This window comes from Neomoorella stamsii (assembly GCF_002995805.1).
Taxonomy (GTDB): Bacteria; Bacillota; DSM-521; order Neomoorellales; family Neomoorellaceae; genus Neomoorella; species Neomoorella stamsii.
Genome location: NZ_PVXL01000021.1, coordinates 26,306 through 42,598, shown reverse-complemented (window position 1 = coordinate 42,598; position 16,293 = coordinate 26,306). Strand labels below are relative to the sequence as shown.

General features: G+C 55.5%; 18 protein-coding genes and 2 pseudogenes. 6 read left to right on the top strand and 14 right to left on the bottom strand.

Annotation, left to right across the window (positions count from 1 at the left end):
- Positions 1-14 precede the first annotated feature (14 nt).
- Positions 15-1,034 carry a recombinase RecA gene (gene recA, locus MOST_RS02440; protein WP_054936387.1) on the top strand — a complete coding sequence of 340 codons (1,020 nt, stop codon included), beginning with the start codon at positions 15-17 and terminating at the stop codon, positions 1,032-1,034.
- A gap of 469 nt (positions 1,035-1,503) precedes the next feature.
- On the opposite strand, the gene MOST_RS02435 is transcribed toward recA, so the two are convergent.
- From MOST_RS02435 to MOST_RS17135, 3 genes are all read right to left on the bottom strand, one after another.
- Complete coding sequence (locus tag MOST_RS02435) at positions 1,504-2,004, bottom strand: PIN domain-containing protein (RefSeq protein WP_054936316.1); 501 nt, start codon at positions 2,002-2,004, stop codon at positions 1,504-1,506.
- Positions 1,988-2,266, bottom strand: coding sequence for a UPF0175 family protein (locus MOST_RS02430; protein ID WP_244266999.1), 279 nt, complete (start codon positions 2,264-2,266; stop codon positions 1,988-1,990). The genes MOST_RS02435 and MOST_RS02430 overlap by 17 nt, the downstream gene beginning before the upstream one ends.
- Before the next feature lie 349 nt (positions 2,267-2,615).
- Complete coding sequence (locus tag MOST_RS17135) at positions 2,616-3,770, bottom strand: P-loop NTPase family protein (protein WP_054936318.1); 1,155 nt, start codon at positions 3,768-3,770, stop codon at positions 2,616-2,618.
- A 114-nt stretch (positions 3,771-3,884) separates the two neighbouring features.
- Here MOST_RS17135 and MOST_RS02420 point away from each other — a divergent pair, with 114 nt between their 5' ends.
- Together MOST_RS02420 and MOST_RS18400 are read left to right on the top strand one after the other, a co-directional pair.
- Positions 3,885-4,109, top strand: coding sequence for a type II toxin-antitoxin system HicB family antitoxin (locus MOST_RS02420; RefSeq protein WP_054936319.1), 225 nt, complete (start codon positions 3,885-3,887; stop codon positions 4,107-4,109).
- Positions 4,106-4,303: a type II toxin-antitoxin system HicA family toxin gene (locus MOST_RS18400; protein ID WP_054936320.1), complete on the top strand. Its 198-nt coding sequence runs from the start codon at positions 4,106-4,108 to the stop codon at positions 4,301-4,303. The genes MOST_RS02420 and MOST_RS18400 overlap by 4 nt, the downstream gene beginning before the upstream one ends.
- A 40-nt stretch (positions 4,304-4,343) precedes the next feature.
- Here MOST_RS18400 and MOST_RS02410 read toward each other — a convergent pair whose 3' ends face one another.
- The 3 genes from MOST_RS02410 to MOST_RS02400 are packed head-to-tail and all read right to left on the bottom strand — an operon-like array spanning position 4,344 to position 7,458.
- Entirely contained in the window at positions 4,344-4,697 is a 354-nt protein-coding gene (locus MOST_RS02410; RefSeq protein WP_054936321.1) for a hypothetical protein, read from the bottom strand.
- Positions 4,698-4,717: 20 nt separating this feature from the next.
- Complete coding sequence (locus tag MOST_RS02405) at positions 4,718-5,656, bottom strand: M23 family metallopeptidase (protein ID WP_054936322.1); 939 nt, start codon at positions 5,654-5,656, stop codon at positions 4,718-4,720.
- Positions 5,656-7,458, bottom strand: coding sequence for a VirB4 family type IV secretion system protein (locus tag MOST_RS02400; protein ID WP_054936323.1), 1,803 nt, complete (start codon positions 7,456-7,458; stop codon positions 5,656-5,658). The genes MOST_RS02405 and MOST_RS02400 overlap by 1 nt, the downstream gene beginning before the upstream one ends.
- A gap of 60 nt (positions 7,459-7,518) precedes the next feature.
- Between MOST_RS02400 and MOST_RS02395 the strand changes: the two genes are divergently transcribed.
- Both MOST_RS02395 and MOST_RS02390 read left to right on the top strand, forming a co-directional pair.
- A complete protein-coding gene (locus tag MOST_RS02395) occupies positions 7,519-7,803 on the top strand; it encodes a hypothetical protein (RefSeq protein WP_054936324.1) in 285 nt (94 codons plus the stop codon).
- Complete coding sequence (locus MOST_RS02390; protein WP_054936325.1) at positions 7,793-8,191, top strand: type II toxin-antitoxin system VapC family toxin; 399 nt, start codon at positions 7,793-7,795, stop codon at positions 8,189-8,191. The genes MOST_RS02395 and MOST_RS02390 overlap by 11 nt, the downstream gene beginning before the upstream one ends.
- Here the strand turns inward: MOST_RS02390 and MOST_RS02385 are convergent.
- The 7 genes and pseudogenes from MOST_RS02385 to MOST_RS02355 form a co-directional block, all read right to left on the bottom strand.
- Positions 8,181-8,810 (bottom strand): TraC-like domain-containing protein, encoded by a 630-nt coding sequence (locus tag MOST_RS02385; RefSeq protein ID WP_054936326.1) that lies wholly within the window; start codon positions 8,808-8,810, stop codon positions 8,181-8,183. The genes MOST_RS02390 and MOST_RS02385 overlap by 11 nt on opposite strands.
- Before the next feature lie 4 nt (positions 8,811-8,814).
- Entirely contained in the window at positions 8,815-9,108 is a 294-nt protein-coding gene (locus MOST_RS02380; RefSeq protein WP_054936327.1) for a PrgI family mobile element protein, read from the bottom strand.
- 3 nt (positions 9,109-9,111) lie between these two features.
- Positions 9,112-9,972, bottom strand: a complete 861-nt coding sequence (locus tag MOST_RS02375; protein ID WP_277995686.1) for a conjugal transfer protein TrbL family protein — start codon at positions 9,970-9,972, stop codon at positions 9,112-9,114.
- Between the two features lie 57 nt (positions 9,973-10,029).
- Positions 10,030-10,377 (bottom strand): hypothetical protein, encoded by a 348-nt coding sequence (locus MOST_RS02370; protein WP_244266995.1) that lies wholly within the window; start codon positions 10,375-10,377, stop codon positions 10,030-10,032.
- Positions 10,378-10,394: 17 nt separating this feature from the next.
- Positions 10,395-12,236 (bottom strand): annotated as a pseudogene (locus tag MOST_RS02365) (VirD4-like conjugal transfer protein, CD1115 family).
- Positions 12,233-13,513: a MobP3 family relaxase gene (gene mobP3 / locus MOST_RS02360; protein ID WP_054936329.1), complete on the bottom strand. Its 1,281-nt coding sequence runs from the start codon at positions 13,511-13,513 to the stop codon at positions 12,233-12,235. The pseudogene MOST_RS02365 and the gene mobP3 overlap by 4 nt, the downstream one beginning before the upstream one ends.
- Complete coding sequence (locus MOST_RS02355; protein WP_054936330.1) at positions 13,510-13,899, bottom strand: ribbon-helix-helix domain-containing protein; 390 nt, start codon at positions 13,897-13,899, stop codon at positions 13,510-13,512. Before MOST_RS02355 ends, mobP3 begins: the two co-directional genes overlap by 4 nt.
- Before the next feature lie 363 nt (positions 13,900-14,262).
- On the opposite strand from MOST_RS02355, the gene MOST_RS02350 reads away from it, so the two are divergent.
- Positions 14,263-14,706 carry a very short patch repair endonuclease gene (locus tag MOST_RS02350; protein WP_054936331.1) on the top strand — a complete coding sequence of 148 codons (444 nt, stop codon included), beginning with the start codon at positions 14,263-14,265 and terminating at the stop codon, positions 14,704-14,706.
- Between the two features lie 101 nt (positions 14,707-14,807).
- Here MOST_RS02350 and MOST_RS02345 read toward each other — a convergent pair.
- A pseudogene (locus tag MOST_RS02345) lies at positions 14,808-16,183 on the bottom strand (ISNCY family transposase).
- Positions 16,184-16,293: the final 110 nt, after the last annotated feature.

Below are 16,293 nucleotides of genomic sequence, written 5' to 3'. Positions count from 1 at the left end.
GGAGTGCAAAAAGCATGGAAGCCGGCCGCGAACAGGCCCTTTCTAAAGCCCTGGCAGAGATTGAAAAAAAGCATGGCAAGGGCGCCATCATGCGCCTGGGCCAGCAGGAACGCCTGAACGTTGAGGCCATGCCCACAGGAATACTCCCCCTGGACCTGGCCCTGGGCGTGGGCGGCTTGCCCAGAGGCCGCATAATCGAAATTTTCGGCGAGGAAGGATCAGGCAAGACGACAATAGCCCTGCACGCTGTTACTGAGGTCCAAAAAAGCGGCGGCAATGCCGTCCTGATCGATGCCGAGCACGCCTTTGACCCCAATTACGCCAAAACCCTCGGGGTGGATATTGAGAATTTGCTGGTCAGCCAGCCTGAATATGGCGAGCAGGCTTTAGAAATAGCCTCAGCCCTTATCCAATCTTCTGCCGTAGATATAATCGTGATAGATTCCGTTGCCGCCCTGGTGCCGAAAAAAGAATTAGAAGGGGAATTCGGGGATGCCATAGTCGGGCTCCAGGCCAGGCTCATGTCCCAGGCCATGCGGAAGCTTTCCGGGATAGTCTCCAAGTCCAAGACGATAGTCATTTTTATCAATCAACTAAGGGAAAAGATAAACTCCGGCGGTTCTTTCGGCAAACCGGATTACGTGACGCCCGGAGGCAGGGCGCTTAAATTCTATTCATCAGTAAGGATTGAGGTCCAACGGGGGGATCAGATTAAAAACGGGACGGAAGTAGTAGGACACAAAATGAAAACGCGGGTTGTAAAAAACAAGGTTGCGCCCCCGTTCCGGGGATGCGATTTAGATTTGCTCTATGGTCGGGGGATATCCAAAGAAGGAGCGCTATTAGAAATGGCTGTTGAGAAAGGAATCGTGACTAAGAGCGGTGCCTGGTATTCCTGGCAGGGCGATCACCTGGGTCAAGGCCTTGAAAATACCTGCGAATTTTTACGGCAGCACCCGGACATTGCCAGGGAGATAGAAAGTGCGCTAAAAGAGAGCCTAAATGGGGTTCTACCACCGGGGAAGATTATTTAAGGGGGACTTACGTGAGTAAGGGCAGTTATAATCCTGAAACCGCCGCTGCCAAAAAACAGCGGAGTTCATAAAAAAGGCGGCGGAGGAATACATATTTGACCCCAACACTGAAGTAATGCCAGTTCCCAGGCACTGGGGCGAGTTCCCGGGAAAGACACGGGTTTGCTTCACAAAAACCATGAGGGAAGATGGTTCTCTATACTATCACATGAGCGTTTCCGCGCCCTATGGAAGGGTTAAAGACCTGATGATAGCAGCGCTATTGAAATTATTTGATGCCCCTTCTACTGTTACGGAAGTGCCACCGGGCATTAACCCAAATGTACGCCATTTCTGCTGGCCGGCGAGTGATGGTAAAGTGCATTAATACCTTACCGGTTCAGGCCTCTTATAGTGCATACAAACGTAATATTTCGCTATGCCCTCTTTTCGTTCCGTTAGGAATCAAAAAGCACCGGCATACCGGTACTTATTGGATCTCCAAGCTTTTAAGAAACCTCTCAACCAGGCCTTCCCCCAAACGGAATCCTTTATTTTTTAAGGTATCCACAATTGCAGGAACTTCTTTGCGATCAATTAAATTCTTGCTTACCGCCAGGTTGATTACACCCAACACTCCTAACACCTCAAACCCAGCTTGAATTGCAATACGCCGCGCCTTCTTTTCGTCAATTAAAAGCAGGTCAGCATTGAGTTCATTCCCTAATACCAAAACCTCAGCTTCACCTGGTCCCAATACCGTCGTCAAGAAGGCCACTTCTCTATTTGACTGCACTTTATGAACTATCAACCACCCAGCTTTCACAGCGTTTTCTACTTCTTGAACGCCAGTGGCTCCAGAACCTCCTTGCAAAACTTCCTCATAAACCGTTTCCGGTATAAAAACCTTACTCCATAGCTTTTTCACCAAATCTAACTGCCGCAAATGGGACAAGGCTATTAGCATAGAAGTATCAGCTATTACCTTCACGCGCCAATAGCCTCCTTACGGTTTCCAGGTCGTATTCTAATTCTTCTTCATCATAATTTAATGTGATACCCATTTCGGCAAGGACATCCAAAAATGCTACATAAGATAACCCACTGACTTGAGCAGCTTTCCCCAAAGAGATTTTCCTTTCAGCATATAACGCTGCAGCCAATCTCTTCAATATTTCCCCGGCCAGATCTTTATTCCATCCCAAACTTTCATAGACATCATCAGGTATTTTCACGACAACCTCTTTAGCCATTTCAATCACCTTCCTTACCACCATTTTACCCCAGGCCTGCCAATTTATCAATATTGCCTACTGCACACCCTTATCTTCCTATCCCCCCGCCCTTTGCCACCCCCCTTCCCTCCAGGGCCTTCAGCCCCCGGCCTTCCGGCCTTAGTTGCAGCATTTGCCGCCCGGCCGCCGTCAAGGCCGCGTAAGCGCCGCGAAGCGGTGGCCCGAAGGGCCAGCCTTGACGGCAATAGGCCGGGCGGCGGTATAATCTAAGGCCGGCCGGAAGGCCAGGAGGTTTTAAATCAAGGCAGCATGTGCACTTTAGCGCTCCTGCTGCCAACCGTTGTCGCCTTTTGAGGCCGCCGCTACGTTAGGCCGGAGGCCGTTTTGGCGTTGCAGCAGCCACCCTAAACCTTACCCAAAACTGTTTCTTTTTTTCCCTGGACTGGGGCAATACCGGCCGTAAAAGTTCGGCAAGTACCTCATCTGGCATACAGAAAGGATCGGGATGGTACGGCATCACATATGCTTTTAACTCCGGGATTTTCCTTATTTCCTTCACATCCAGTTCCGCCGGGGCAACCAGCACTAGGCGGAATGAAGATAACGGCTCAATTTTCAGCAAGTCGCCCCAGCGCCACCTGGCGGCGCTAGCTACCAGGACGGCCAGGTTGGATCTAAAAGCCTCCCTGGTCCTTTTTTTATCCGCTGTACCTAAATCACGGACGATATATTCATACCGACCGGTACTCAACTCCGGCAAAAGCTCGTCAAATATAAAATTATTACCATCACCTTCTATAAATTTGTCAACCTCGGTTTTAGCAAAAGGAAACACATCAAAGCCTTTTATACGCCAGGCTTTGCTTACCCGCCCGGGTCCTGCCTTGATAATTTTTAGGTAATCCTGCATTACCGGGTTCTGGCTGTCTTCCACCAGGGCCACATTATGGCCCTGCCTGGCTAAAAAAGCGCTGATGGCCAGGGCAGTATGGGTGCAGCCTAACCCTGACGCGGCCCCGGCCACGGCAATAGTCACCACCCCTACCGGCCGCTGCTCGATGACCACTTTTTCCTTTACTTGTTCTTCTTCGCCTGTTAAACCAGTCATGATATGCCACCTGGCGGCATGGGCGTAGGTGGCCGGGACGCTGGCCAGGGCCCGGGCGACTAAATCACCCCAGTCGGCTTCAACCGGCCCGTCTATTATATCATACACCCCCAACCCCACAAACTTTGCCACCGTCGCATCTCCCGGCTGCCTGCCGGGTGCCAGCAGGAATATCCTCGTATATGGCCTGGCTATGCGGTAACCCCGAACGGCGGCCACCAGGTCCGGGCCCGGGCCGGCATCTATATCCAAAACCAGGACGTCAGCCGCCACCCTGGCTGCAGATTGGATGGCATTACGAATGCCAAAGGAATCCATAGTCCCGGCCTGGTCGTATACCACTTCGCCGTATTCTTTCACGGCTTTTCTCACCTGCTCCGCCCTGGCCGGGGCAAGGATTAAAGCATACATCATAAATTTTTGCTCCTTTCGTTAATCGATTGATCGGATTTGAGGTGGAAACAATAAAGGTAAATATAGAGCGCTTGTGGCAAAGATGGTATAATGACTTAAAAGGGGTTGATATTAATGCGCTTAACTGCTGTTATGCAAAAACGTGGTGACTGGTATATAGGCTTTATTAAAGAAATCCCCGGCATAAATAGTCAGGGGAAAACCCTTGAAGAACTACGCAACAACCTTAAGGAAGCCACCCAGTTAATATTGCAGGCAAACGCAGAATTAGCAGGCAAGTTTCAAGGACCGGATACTATTATTGAACCCCTGGACATTGCGGTGGAGGCCGTAAATTGAAGCGTAAGGAATTACTGCGCCATTTGCACCAATATGGATGCCGGCAACTGCGAGAGGGCGGGAACCATACCGTTTTCTTTAATCCCTCTACTTTCAAGACATCCACAGTTCCGCGACATAATGAAATCGAAGACTTCCTGGCCAACAAAATATGCAAAGACCTGGGCATCCCTTTAATTAAAAAGCCTTCGTGATATACCCCCTCAAATGTTGGAGGGGGTATATCATTGTGTTTCACCTATCCCTCAATAAAGGCCTCTCCAACACCCTTTGTATCACGTTCAGTACCTGGCCGGGGCTTTCCCCCCGGCCCACGACCACCGCCCCGGCCAGGAGGGCCAATTCCGGAGTGATGGTCTGCCTTGGTACCTCCCGGTTCCCTCCAAAGAGGATTTCCGCCAGCAGCAAAAGGGGCTGGGCTTTCAGCAGGGCATATTCCTTCATAGGCACCTTCAGTGCCAGGTTTCCGGGGTCTACAAGGGCCAGGGCCTGCCTGGCCGCTTCGGCGTTCCCCTTAGCCAGGTTGGCCGCCTCCAGGTGGGCGGCATAAACCTGGACGGCATGATCATATCTGCTGACCTCATCCATCTTCTTGCCCTCCATGATATTTACTTGAAATAATTGATCGGGTTGACCGGCTGGCCGTGTACCCTGATCTCAAAATGCAGGTGCGGCCCGGTGCTCTTGCCCGTACTGCCGCTGTAGGCGATCACGTCACCGGCCCTAACCTGCTGGCCCCGCTGGACGGCGATCTGGGACAGGTGGGCATAGATGGTAACCATGTCGTCGTGCTCGATGTAGACGGCATAGCCGAAGTTCCCCATCCATTCGGCCACGGCCACCACGCCATCAGCAACTGCATGGACGGGCGTCCACATGGGCGCTCCTATATCCATCCCCGTATGAAAGCCGTCCAGCCCTTCCACCGGGTCGACCCTGGGGCCGAAGCCGGAGGTAATGGTGAAAATACCCGGTGTGGGCCACTTCAATTTACCTTCCACCGGCATCCAGCCCGGCGGCACTCCCGGCCCTACGTCCAGGAGGAAAGAGAGGTCCACCTCCAGGATATTTTTCACTTTCTTTCTTTGGGATTGATTAAAGCCCAGGTCATCCAGGACTTCCTCCAGGGAACGCAGCTTGTAGACCGGGTAGGTGGTACATTCCGGGGGGTCACCCACGCAGTAAGTGCAGGTCCCTACCTTTTCGATGAACCTCCGGGCTAGTTCTCCTGCTTTAGCCGGGCTAGCCTTGCTGAAATCCTGGTTTAGCCTCACCGCATCTATAGCCAGCAGGGGCTGCCAGTCAACCGTAACCCCCTGATCACACGGTGATCTGGTACTGGCGCTTACTGCTCCGGCCGCGTCAACATAAATTTTCACTTGGCCGGGAGTGGCTATAGGCACCCTTTCCCAGATAACAACCGGCCCCGCAAAAAGCAGGGCCAGCAGGGTGACAGGCAAGGTCAAGATGATTAACACCCATAAGACGGCTTTCTCCGGTTTCCCGGGGAGGAAGGCCAGGGCAACCCTGGCTACCCAGGCCGGCATTACTGACCGCCCCCCGTGAGGTAGGGCATCTCGTAAGGCGCGGCCTCAATCCGCACATGCACCCGCTGGGTCCCGGCCACCAGCAGGCCTTCGCCCCGTTTGGCCGAGGCCAAAAGGTCATGCTCCGCTTCCGAGAGGTTCATCAGGGTGGTGATGGCTTCCAGGTCCTTCTCCCCCTGGGCCAACAAGAGCTTGTACGTCGGGTTATCCAGGAGGGCCTGGCCGTGGCGGACCACCTCCGGGGCCAGGAAGTCCACCACATTCTGGGAGATGACCACCAGGCCGCCCATGTACTTCCTAATGCGCTTCGAGGTATCTCGAAGGAAGGCCAGGGCTTGGGGCGTCTGGGGGTCCACCAAAAGCCAGGCTTCATCCACCACCAGCAGGGTCCTCTCCTGGCGGTCTTTTTCAATCTGATGCCAGGCAAAGGAGAGGACGTTGAAGTATTGCGCCCTCCTTACGGCGTCATCGGCGTTTTGCAGGTCGTGGACATCAAGGATGATCAGGTCGCTGCCGGCGCTGGCTGTGGTCGGCCCGACCCATAAGGAGGCGTCGGCCCCTTCTACCGCCCGGCGCAGCAGGACCGCCAGGCGTCCGTAAGTTTCCGGTTGTTGTTTCGCCCTGGCGGCGACATAGGTATAAAGCTCCCTGGTGGTGGGCCACTTCTCTGGCGGTACTGCCGCCGGGTCGGCCTGCCAGTCAATGCCCGCCTGGTGGTAGACTTCTACCAGGGCCTCTTCCAAAGCGGCCTTCTCCAGGTCACTTAAATCCCGCAAGTAGAGGGAAAAGAAGGTCCGCAGGGTCTGCAGATGCAGGGCCAGGGGCCCCCGGGCGGTCACCCTTTCTACTTCCACTCCTTCGTCGTCGACAGGGACCGGCCGCACCTGCAGGGGGTTGATGCGCCCTTTACCCCCGGCGCAGTTGATCCAGGCCCCACCCAAAAGGCGGCACATCTCCCGGTACTCCCGTTCCGGGTCGATGATGATCACCCTGGACCCCCGCGCCAATTCCCGCAAAACCAGCATCTTTACCGCGAAAGACTTTCCCGCCCCGGGCTTGGCCAGGACGGTCCAGTTGCTGTTGGTCCTATCCCCGCCCCGCTGCCAGATGTCCACCAGCACCAGTCCGCCGTCCCGGTCGCGGCCCAGGACCACGCCGCTGCCGTCGTTGATCCCCGAAGCTGTGAAGGGAAAGGAAGCAGCCACCGTTTCCGCCGGCATGTTCCTGGCCCCGGCGTCCTTGATCCCTGAAGGCAGTACCGCCCAAGGCCCTGCCGCCTTGAGGCCTTCCTCCTGCCGGAATACCGCCACCCTCCCCCGCATCCCGGCGGCGGCCAGGGCCGCCTCAACCTGGCGCGTCCGCCGGTCCAGGGTTTCCTGCTCCGGGGCCAGGACCAGGAGAACAACAGTTACGTAAAAAACCTGCTGCTGTTCCTGGTCAATCTTTCTAAGCAATTCCTGGGCGTCCTTCAGGGCCTGTTCGGTGCGCTGCATCACCAGGGCGTTGCCGCCCATCTCCAGCCGGCCGGTATATTCGCCGATGGCCCTATTAATGCTTAATACCAGGTTCGCCGGGTCGGTAGGGGTTACATGGATAGAGGCCACCACCCCCGGCATACCGGCCACCCGGGCCAGCCAGGCCGGACCTACCCGCGGGGGATAATCGGTTATCACCATCACCCTGGCCAGCTGCTCACCGAAAGTTATTTGCCTGGGACCAAAGTCAAGCGCCTGTGGAGCCAGGACATCAAGAAGACCAAAGAATGTGGGCGCTTGTTGGGTTTGCGCTTTATACTTGCTCATTTACCGAATCACCCCTGTATGTTATACTGAATGTATAGCAAATTCCCGGGAGGTCTTAATATGACCGAAAAAACACGCCTCAAAGCTATCAGGTTTCCCGAATCCCTCGCCCGGGACTTAAGCAAGCACGTTAGGCGGGGCAAACAAAGCGACTTCATTATCAGGGCCACCGAAGAAGCTCTCCTGCGGTTGAAGCAGGCGAAAGCCCTTAAGGAGTGCCGGGGTGTATTTACCCCTGACGAATACCCTGAATTTAGAGACCGGGAAAGCATCAAAGCATGGGTAAGAAACTTGCGCCAGGAAGCAGAAGAAAGGCTGGCCAGGTGGTCGCGAGATGAAAAATAAAGCCCCGGTCAAAGGCTTTTTGCTGGACACTACGGCCCTAATTGATTTCTTGCGCGGCGACAAACACACCATCGCCCTTCTTGAAGTCCTCAAAGATAAGGCTCCCTTGGCCGCCTGCCCCATAACTGTGGCCGAAGTTTTTTCCGGGGCCCGAGAAAAGGAGCTCCTCGTAGTAGAACGGTTTCTCTCCAGCCTGAAGTTTTACCCCATAGACTACGAATCCTCCCGCCTGGCCGGCCGCTGGCGTTACACTTATGCCAGAAAAGGCATCACCCTTAGCCTGCCTGATACCCTCATAGCGGCCGTAGCCCTCCGCAACAACCTGGCTCTGGTAACGGCAAATGACAGGCATTACCCCATGGAGGAACTGATTATCATCACCCACTAAGCACCGGCGGCAGGTAGGGCCCCGCGAATAGAGGCGGCCGCTCGAAGGCCGCCTGGGCAGGATGGGTAAAAACAAAAATTAGGTCGATGATCTCCCGGTCGCAGCAAACTCCCACCTTCAGCCCAGACCGTTCCAGGTTGCTTGCCAGTTCATGCGCCCTTTGCAAGACTTCTACCTGCTCCTTCCCGGGTAGCAAAATGTAATATCTTCTTTCCAGGGCCTCCCCGCTGGCCACCAGGGTGGCCACATAACGGGTATAATCCTGCAGGAGCTTCTTCCGGGCCGGGTTACCAGTCTCCCGGACCAGGTCCTGCAGGCCCCGCAGGTAGGCGTCCAGGTCCACCGGCCGCCCCAGGGAAAAGATTTGAAAAGCCTCCCGCTGGCCGTTCAACGCCTCATGTACAGCTGTAATGATCCGTTTCTTCTCATTTTCGCTTTTCAGGGCCAGGTTAAAAGGTTCCACCTTGAGGACTGCCACCACCTGGTCGTCTTTCCTGGTTATTACCCCGCCGGCGATGTCCTTCCAGGGCAGCCAGTCCTGGACCGCCCTCCTGACCGCCGCCTGGTCAATCTGCTGCTGTTTGACGGGTTTCTTTTTCCCCGATAGCTTGAAAGCCATATTCTCACTCTCCTTTGGTCACGTATAAATACTGCCGCTGGGCCATGGACCAGCAGCGCCACTGTTGGATCAGGTCCAGGAGGCTCTGGCCGTTAGGCCCCTGTTTGGTGACAAAGAAGGCCAATCCCGGCGGCATAACGAAGAGGACAAAACGGATTACGGATTTGGTAAACATGCCGGAAAGGAAAAACAACCCCAGTCCAACCAAAGCCCCGGCAACTACAGACGCCAGTTCAAACCAGCCGAAGCCGGGGAAAAACTCGAACCTGGCTGAGACGTTGCGCGGTATCAGGTACAAAGCTCATACCCCCTTCATGAACATGCGCCTCATGATATACATGGTCCCTGCCGTCTGGCCGGCCTGGCCCATAGCCCCGCCGATGCCGGTGTGGTAGGCGAACTGCCGCAGGACGGCAGGGGTCTTGAAGGCCACCCAGAGCCAGCCGATCAGGAGGAACAACTTCAACACGTCGGAGTTAAAGGTAAAGGCCATGACGGTCGCCAGAAACCCCTTCATCATGAAGGTTTGTAAGGCCTGGCTGGTAGATAAGACCACCAGTTCCCGCCACCAGACGGCCGCCACCCCCTCGTCAGCCCGGGTCAACCCAACGGCCATGATGGGGCCGACGGCAGCCAGGGCGGCCACTTCCACCGCCCGGATGCCGGTCTGGATGAGGATCAAGGCCCAGATAACGATAGCAGCGATGGCGGTAATCATGATCAGGAAGGGCGTCGTTCCCACGGAAAAGATGGTGTCGATAAAGTTGGCCGGGTTGGGATTTACCGAGGAAAGACTGGCCACGCTTTGAGCTAAATCGTTGCCCCACTTGTAGACTGTCTTCACCAGCCAGGGCCCGGCCCCGATGATGGCGGCGGCCACGGCGGTGCGCTTCAAGAGGCCGCCCGGGTCCGCCCCCGGCTCACCGTTGATGTGCAGGATGTATGCCTGCAGGGCTTCGACCCCCACCTTTACGGCCAGCAGGCTCCCGGCCACCGCCTGAGCCAGGCGGACGGCGCTCTGGACGTATACCGAGTCTAAAATCTGCAGCGCCAGGGCCATCTCGTTGCCGGCAAAGGCGGCGAAGGTGGTAAGGGCGTTCTCCATGATGCCGGCCAGGAACTTATTGATGGCATTAATAATCAGGTTGACGATTACATCCAAATTCTTTCCCTCCCCCATAAAGGGAGCAGGCCCGGTTACCCCGGGCCTGCTATAAACCTAGCCCTGAAAGTAGCTTAAAAAGACCTTGGTGATGCCTACCGCCGATTCACCAATAGCACCGCCAATGAGCACGTTGCGCATGGCGCGGTTGTGGGCGGCGGCCGTAGCCGGATCGCCGTCGCTCATCTGCTTCATCAGGGCATGGTAGCCGATGGCGGCCCCGGAACCGGCCGGGATGATGCCTAAAAGCCAGGAGGTGGCGTCATTCAAGAGGTTGATGGCCCCGGTGACAATCTGGGGCTGACCGCCGCTCCCGGCGGCAAAGGCGGCTTTGGCAAAGGCCAGCAGGATGACGGGCACATACGGGCCGGCTTTCTTTAAAGCACCAGCAAGCTTCTCCAACATTTTCTCTCGTCCCCCTTTTAGAGATTGGATATAACATCTGCGGCATTAGCCACGGGCTCGACTGTAACGGCCTCTTGCCTCCCCGCCGGCGGCCCGGGCAGCCATACCGGCGGGGCCGTTATCACCCCCTGATCAGGTTTTTCTATAGCAGCAGGCGTTAAATCGCCTGCAACGGGCCAGGCGGAGAGGTCCGGGAGGGGCAGCCGGGCCGGGTTTTCCCGGGCCTGGAGCACCAGGGCCTGGCCTGCCGGCCAGCGTAAAATTTCATCCGGCAGGAGCAGGGGCCTGCCGGTCAACCCCTCGGTGGTACCCTGGGAATAATCGGCGGCCCTTACCTGGCTGGAGTAGCTTTCCGTCCGTACCGTGTACTGGCCCGTCTTGGCGCTGATCACTTTAGCTGTTTCTATATCGGCTGTGGAGAGGTATACCCAGGTGGCGCAGTTGCCGGTGATGGTCCCGGCCGCTTCTTTATACCTGGCCTTTATCTGGGCCAGGTCCTGAAGGGCCAGGAGGAAGCGCATCCCCCGGCCGGCGGCGACCGTGAGCTTCTTGTCAAAACCCGGTATGGGCGGCAGGTTGCCGAACTCATCCAGGAGGAAGTTCACCCGCAGGGGCAGGCCGCCTTTGTCCCGGGCCGCGTCCGCCAGGGCCTGGTAGGCCTGGGCGATATATAGGGAAGCCAGGACATGCCGGCTTTCCCGCTCGTCAGGGATAACCAGGAAAACAGCCGTCCTCTCCCTCCCAACCACGGCCAAGTCATGGTCCTGTACTGCCGTCAGCCAGGCCACGGCCGGGTCGGCCCACAACCGCAGCTGGGCGGCAGTGCCGGTAAAAATGCTGGAACGCAGGCGGTCCTCGCTCAAAGCCGCCACCCCGTATGCCGCCCGCGCCGGGTGGCCCTGCGGAAAGTGCCGGAAGTATGCGTCCAGTTCTTCCCCTCCCCCGGCTCCCAACGTCGTAAGCAGGGCATAGGCGCTGGCAAGGTGTTTTCCTTCAGGAGGCGCTTCCGCCGCCACCGCCAGGGCCAGGGCGGCAGTAAGGCTCTCCTGGGACTGGGGCCAGATGCTGTCCCCGTAGTGGGGCTGCTGATGGGTAATGATGTTGGCCACATCCCAGGCCGCCTGGCTGGCCACGGTAGGGTCCCCCCTTGCCAGCCCCATGATAACCGGTTCCAGCGGGTTCCAGCGGTTGCCGCGGTACGGGTCGCGCAGGTCAATTAAGATCACGTCGTAACCCCGGCGCTGTAAGTAGGCGGATGTTACATTATACAGTTCACCCTTAGGGTCGGTAATGACCATGCTCTCCCCTGCCAAGCCCAGGGTCCAGATGGTGGGAAGGATAATCCGCCGCGATTTGCCGGACCGGGTGGCTCCCAGCAGCAGGACATGGGTATCACCTGTATCCAGCCAGGCGGTGTAAAAGGGGTCTTTTTCAAACCCCATGACGATGCCCCCGCCCGGCGGGCCGCCGGGCAACCGCCACGACGCCAGGGTGGAAGCAAGCTCTTTCTTGGTTCGCCACCTAGCCGTGCCGTGCTAGCCCTGTCCCGCCGCTTCGGGTCCTCCTATGCTGCCGTCCCTGGTCTTACTTTTACGCCTGGCGGCGGGCCACAAAATAGAAAGGGCCGCAGCTCCCATTGCGGGCTGCAGCCATATCCAGGTGTTACGCATCTTTTCATCCTTAATCAGTATCGCCGGCCCGGCCATGGGGCTGGCCAGGGTTTCTTTTTTCCAAACTTCCAGTCCGGGCCTAAAACCCTGGACTTTCAGGAATAAGGGCAGCTTTAACACCAATGGAGCCAGCAGCAGGTCCGATAAAACCAGGAGCAATAAAATGACATGGTGGAATTTTACTTTCATGGCATCCTCATCTCCCTTTCTTCTCCCCTTGCCCGGCGTCGGCGGCGTTCCAGGTCCCTTTCCGCCGCCAGCATGGCCTGGGCCTCGGCCCGGGTGCGCTCCCGCTCCAGGGCCCGCCAGGCGGCCTTCCAGACGCTGTTGGCTATCCGGCTTTTTTCAACCTGGATTTGCCTGGCTTCCCTCTTTTCATTGAACTCTACTTCTCGTTCCAGGCGATTTATAGCGGCCGCGCCTTTCAGCACTACCTGGGCCACCCGGTCCCGCAAGTCCTCGTATGCCTTCCCGGCCGCCTCGTCCAGGGCTCCCGGCTGCATGGTATAATGGCCGGCCAGCTGCCGCGCCAGTTCCCGGTAACGTTCCGCTGATTGGTTAAACCCCGGCTGTTTCAGTACCCAATCGGCTATTTCCCTGGCCCGCTCCTTAACTTCTCCCGGCATGTAGGCCAGAGCTATACGGCCCTTACCATGCATAATCCCGGCCAGGTCCTGCAGCTTCCTCACCAGCACTTCTTCTCTACCGGGGGTAAGGACGGGCAGCATCTTGGGGCTGGAGCCCCAAAAAGCCCTGGCTTCCAGCCGGGCCTTCTTCACCTCGCGCATAAACTCCATGACTTTCCCGATATCGTTGCCTGCCAGCTCCCTAATCGCGTCCCTGATGGCCGTCTTTTCGGCCGTAAGGCGGTCCCTTTCCTCGCGAAAAACCTCCCGGGCAAAGGAACGGAAAACCCCTTTTCTTTCCCCCGGCTCCAGGTAGCCCTGCCTCCTAGCGGCGCCGTGTTCTTCCTCCCAGATAACCACATGGCAATGGGGATGGCCCTCTTTGCGGTGGAAGGCCGCCACCCAGCGGGTATGGTCCGGGTCCAGGTGCATGGCCTTGTTGGCGTTGTTAACGCCGTTCTCAATGGCAGCCTGCCACTTTTCCCGCTCCGCCAGTCCCAGGCGTTCCGCGTCGTCCTGCCGCAGACTGACTATCACCCGCCAGACAGGCAGGTTATGCTTGGCCAGCTTGCTACCTAATTCCTGCCAGTCAGGAACCGGTTCTCCTTCCGGCCCGAAAAGGCCGGAACTCCCGGGCCTTTCCGCCGCGTATTTAACATGCCCGGCGGCGGTGCCCCTTTCCACGGGATAATCTTCATCTCCTACGCGGTAGGCTCCGGCATCGCCCCGGTCGGCTTCGGGCTTGGTGGCAATATACCGGATATGGTTGTAGTTACAGGCCATCTTTTTGGTGCCGTGCTGGTAGTATGCCACGTTGACGATGACCACGCTTTTACTCATTCGTTAATCCCACCGCCTTCCTCCGGTAAACGCAAATACTCAACCGCTTTTTTCCTGGCAATATGGTAAATATCGGCGGCGTCGCGTTTGCCCAGGTCATTGAGTACCTGGACATTAAGGAACATGGCCGTGGCCCCGGCCATGGTAGATTTGACCATCAGCTTTGCCAGCCGGTCCACGTCTTTTTTGATTGCCCGGCGTATCGCCTGGTCCAGAGCTTCGCGGCCTTCGATGGCTGCTCCTTCGCTCAAGGCCCGGTTTAAAATTTCCCGCACTAAAACCGCAATTGAAAGTTCACGCCGGGTTGCTTCGGCTTTTAATCTGGCGGCCAGGTCATCATCTAACCCGATATCTAATCTGAATTTAAAACGGCTTTGTTTAGGCAACGGCAACACCCCCGGTTAAAAAAATATAGGAATTGCAAGTACCAAAAGGCAAAAAGACGGGGCATGCCCCAAAAACACTGGTTTAGCTCCGGTTTAACCCCCGGTATAAAAAATTAAATGACCACGTGGCTCTGCCGCGTGTGTGGTGGCGCGCCCCCCGGGGCGCTTAACCTGCCTTCAGAAAGGAGCGCGACGGCATCGCCGAAAAGTGACGCTCCTTCCGTATAGTTGGCCGGGCTCCAGGAATCAGGAAGACCTGCTTTTGCAGGTCTTCCTGACTGATGACTATAAAATGTGCTGGAGTTATTGCCAAAATCTTGAGCTACATACAAACTAGTAGTATATTTTACATGGTGATTAAATATGACAGATATCAAAAGCCCGGAAGCACGGAGCTACAACATGGCATCAGTTCGTTCAAAAAACACCAAGCTAGAGCTGCGTCTTAAGAATGCCCTGATGCTTCAAGGACTAAAACCACTTTCTCACGACGAATATGTTACAAAATACGGCGAGAGTCTTGTTGGTTCTCCTGATGCCATTTTTCCGGAAGCCAGGCTCGCCATATTCTGTGATGGTTGTTTCTGGCACGGATGTCCTCTTCATTACCAACTCCCGGCAACAAGGCAAGATTTCTGGCGAAAAAAAATTGAAGAAAATATTGCCAGAGATCGGAGAGTTGATGCTGCCCTTACCACTGCAGGATGGCGTGTGAAACGAATTTGGGGGCATGAACTAAAGAAAAAGAACCTCGATAGAGTTGTTGAAGATATTATTAAACTCTTAAATAATCCAACGGGATTTTAGTTAGTTTCCCCTGAAAAAGTCCACTTTTTTCATCGCTTAAGAGGAAATGTTATTTCCGCAACTATAGTCAGGATTAATCTCTAACTGCTTCACCCATCTTGTTATACCATTGTTGCCAACCGATGTAAATTATAGGCCAAGATTCCATAACCGACCCAGGTAGTGGTACCCTCATATCCCCTGGAAAGGCTACGGCGTAAACCATATTTGCGCTTCAGAAGACTAATAGTAGCCTCTCCTCCAGCACGCCAGCGTTGGAGACGTTTGAACCAGCTTTGCGCTTGATAGGCTTTGCGAGCTTTACTGATTTTACCTTTCCGGGGTAAGCTAACCTGCTTTACCCCGCGTTGATGGCAACCATTTTCGTTCCCTGAACCACCAAAACCTCTATCGGCAGCCAGGGCATGAGGTGGATGTTTGAAAGTCTCAGTATGATCCTCCACTGCGCCAAGGAGTAAGGTATCGTCCGCGGGGTTCCCCCGCAACACCTTATAGCCGGTGATTATCTTGTTTTCCACTTCCTGTAGTAGCACCTTGTAGCCGAACTCTACCGGGGCATTAGCCTTACCCTTTTTAATGGGCCGGGCTTCGGTATCAAAGATACTTACCACCCGGTCAGGAAGATGCAAATTCCCCTCCTGGACGGCTGCCGTTTGGGTTACAATCTTTTCCGTACGGCTGATAGTTTCTTCTAACGTCTGAACCAGGGCGTGGATTTCCCCTTTAACTTGCTCCCCTTGTTGCTGGAGGGTATCTTTGGCCTCCCTGACAATACTGGCAGCTTCGGTAATAACCTTCCGGATGGTTTTAAGGATTGCTCCTGTAATTTTCCGGACTTCTTGATAGGCTTCGTTACTACGGCGTTTTAACACTTTATTGATCTCATAGATGCGTTTTTTAATGGAACGTTCCCGGTTATGAAAGGCCCCCGCTAAGGCTAGACCTGCCTCCCGGATCTTTTTCACGGTACGGGTGATAACCCGTACTCCGTCGGCTAAAAGGCCGGCGTCCGTGGGATGGTGAATATTGGCTTCCACTACCGTGGTGTCCACCTGCAGCTTGCGTCCCCGGATAATCTTTTTCTCCCGGGCTTCCTGAACCAGGGCTTTATTGAGTTCTTCTACAACCCCGGGGCCACAGCGTTTAGTGAGTTTAATCAAAGTAGTAGCATGGGGCACCTTTTGAGTTAAGGGAATACTGCAGAAGCGCCGCCACTTAATACTGTCATTTACTTCCTGGACTAAAACTTCATAACCCAGGCCATAACGGTACTTCAGATACATATCAGGCGCAGGTAGGTTTCCATAGGGATAGTTGGCCTGCCCAGGCGCGCCTCAAACCGGCTGATGAATGGAGTCATAAACTTATCATCTTCCAGGAGTTCATCCACCCTGGCCAGTTCGGGATTGAGCTGGACCAGGTCAGATGGCAACAGGGCATCCCACAGGGTGAGCTGCGGATCTTTTAGCCTTAACATGAGATCACCCGGCAGGAAAAGGAGGTGGTGTGGCGAATGTTAATCATAGGAGTTCCTCCCTCTGGGTTTTCTTGTTTGCTCTTACTACAAGATTCGATCCAGAGGATGGT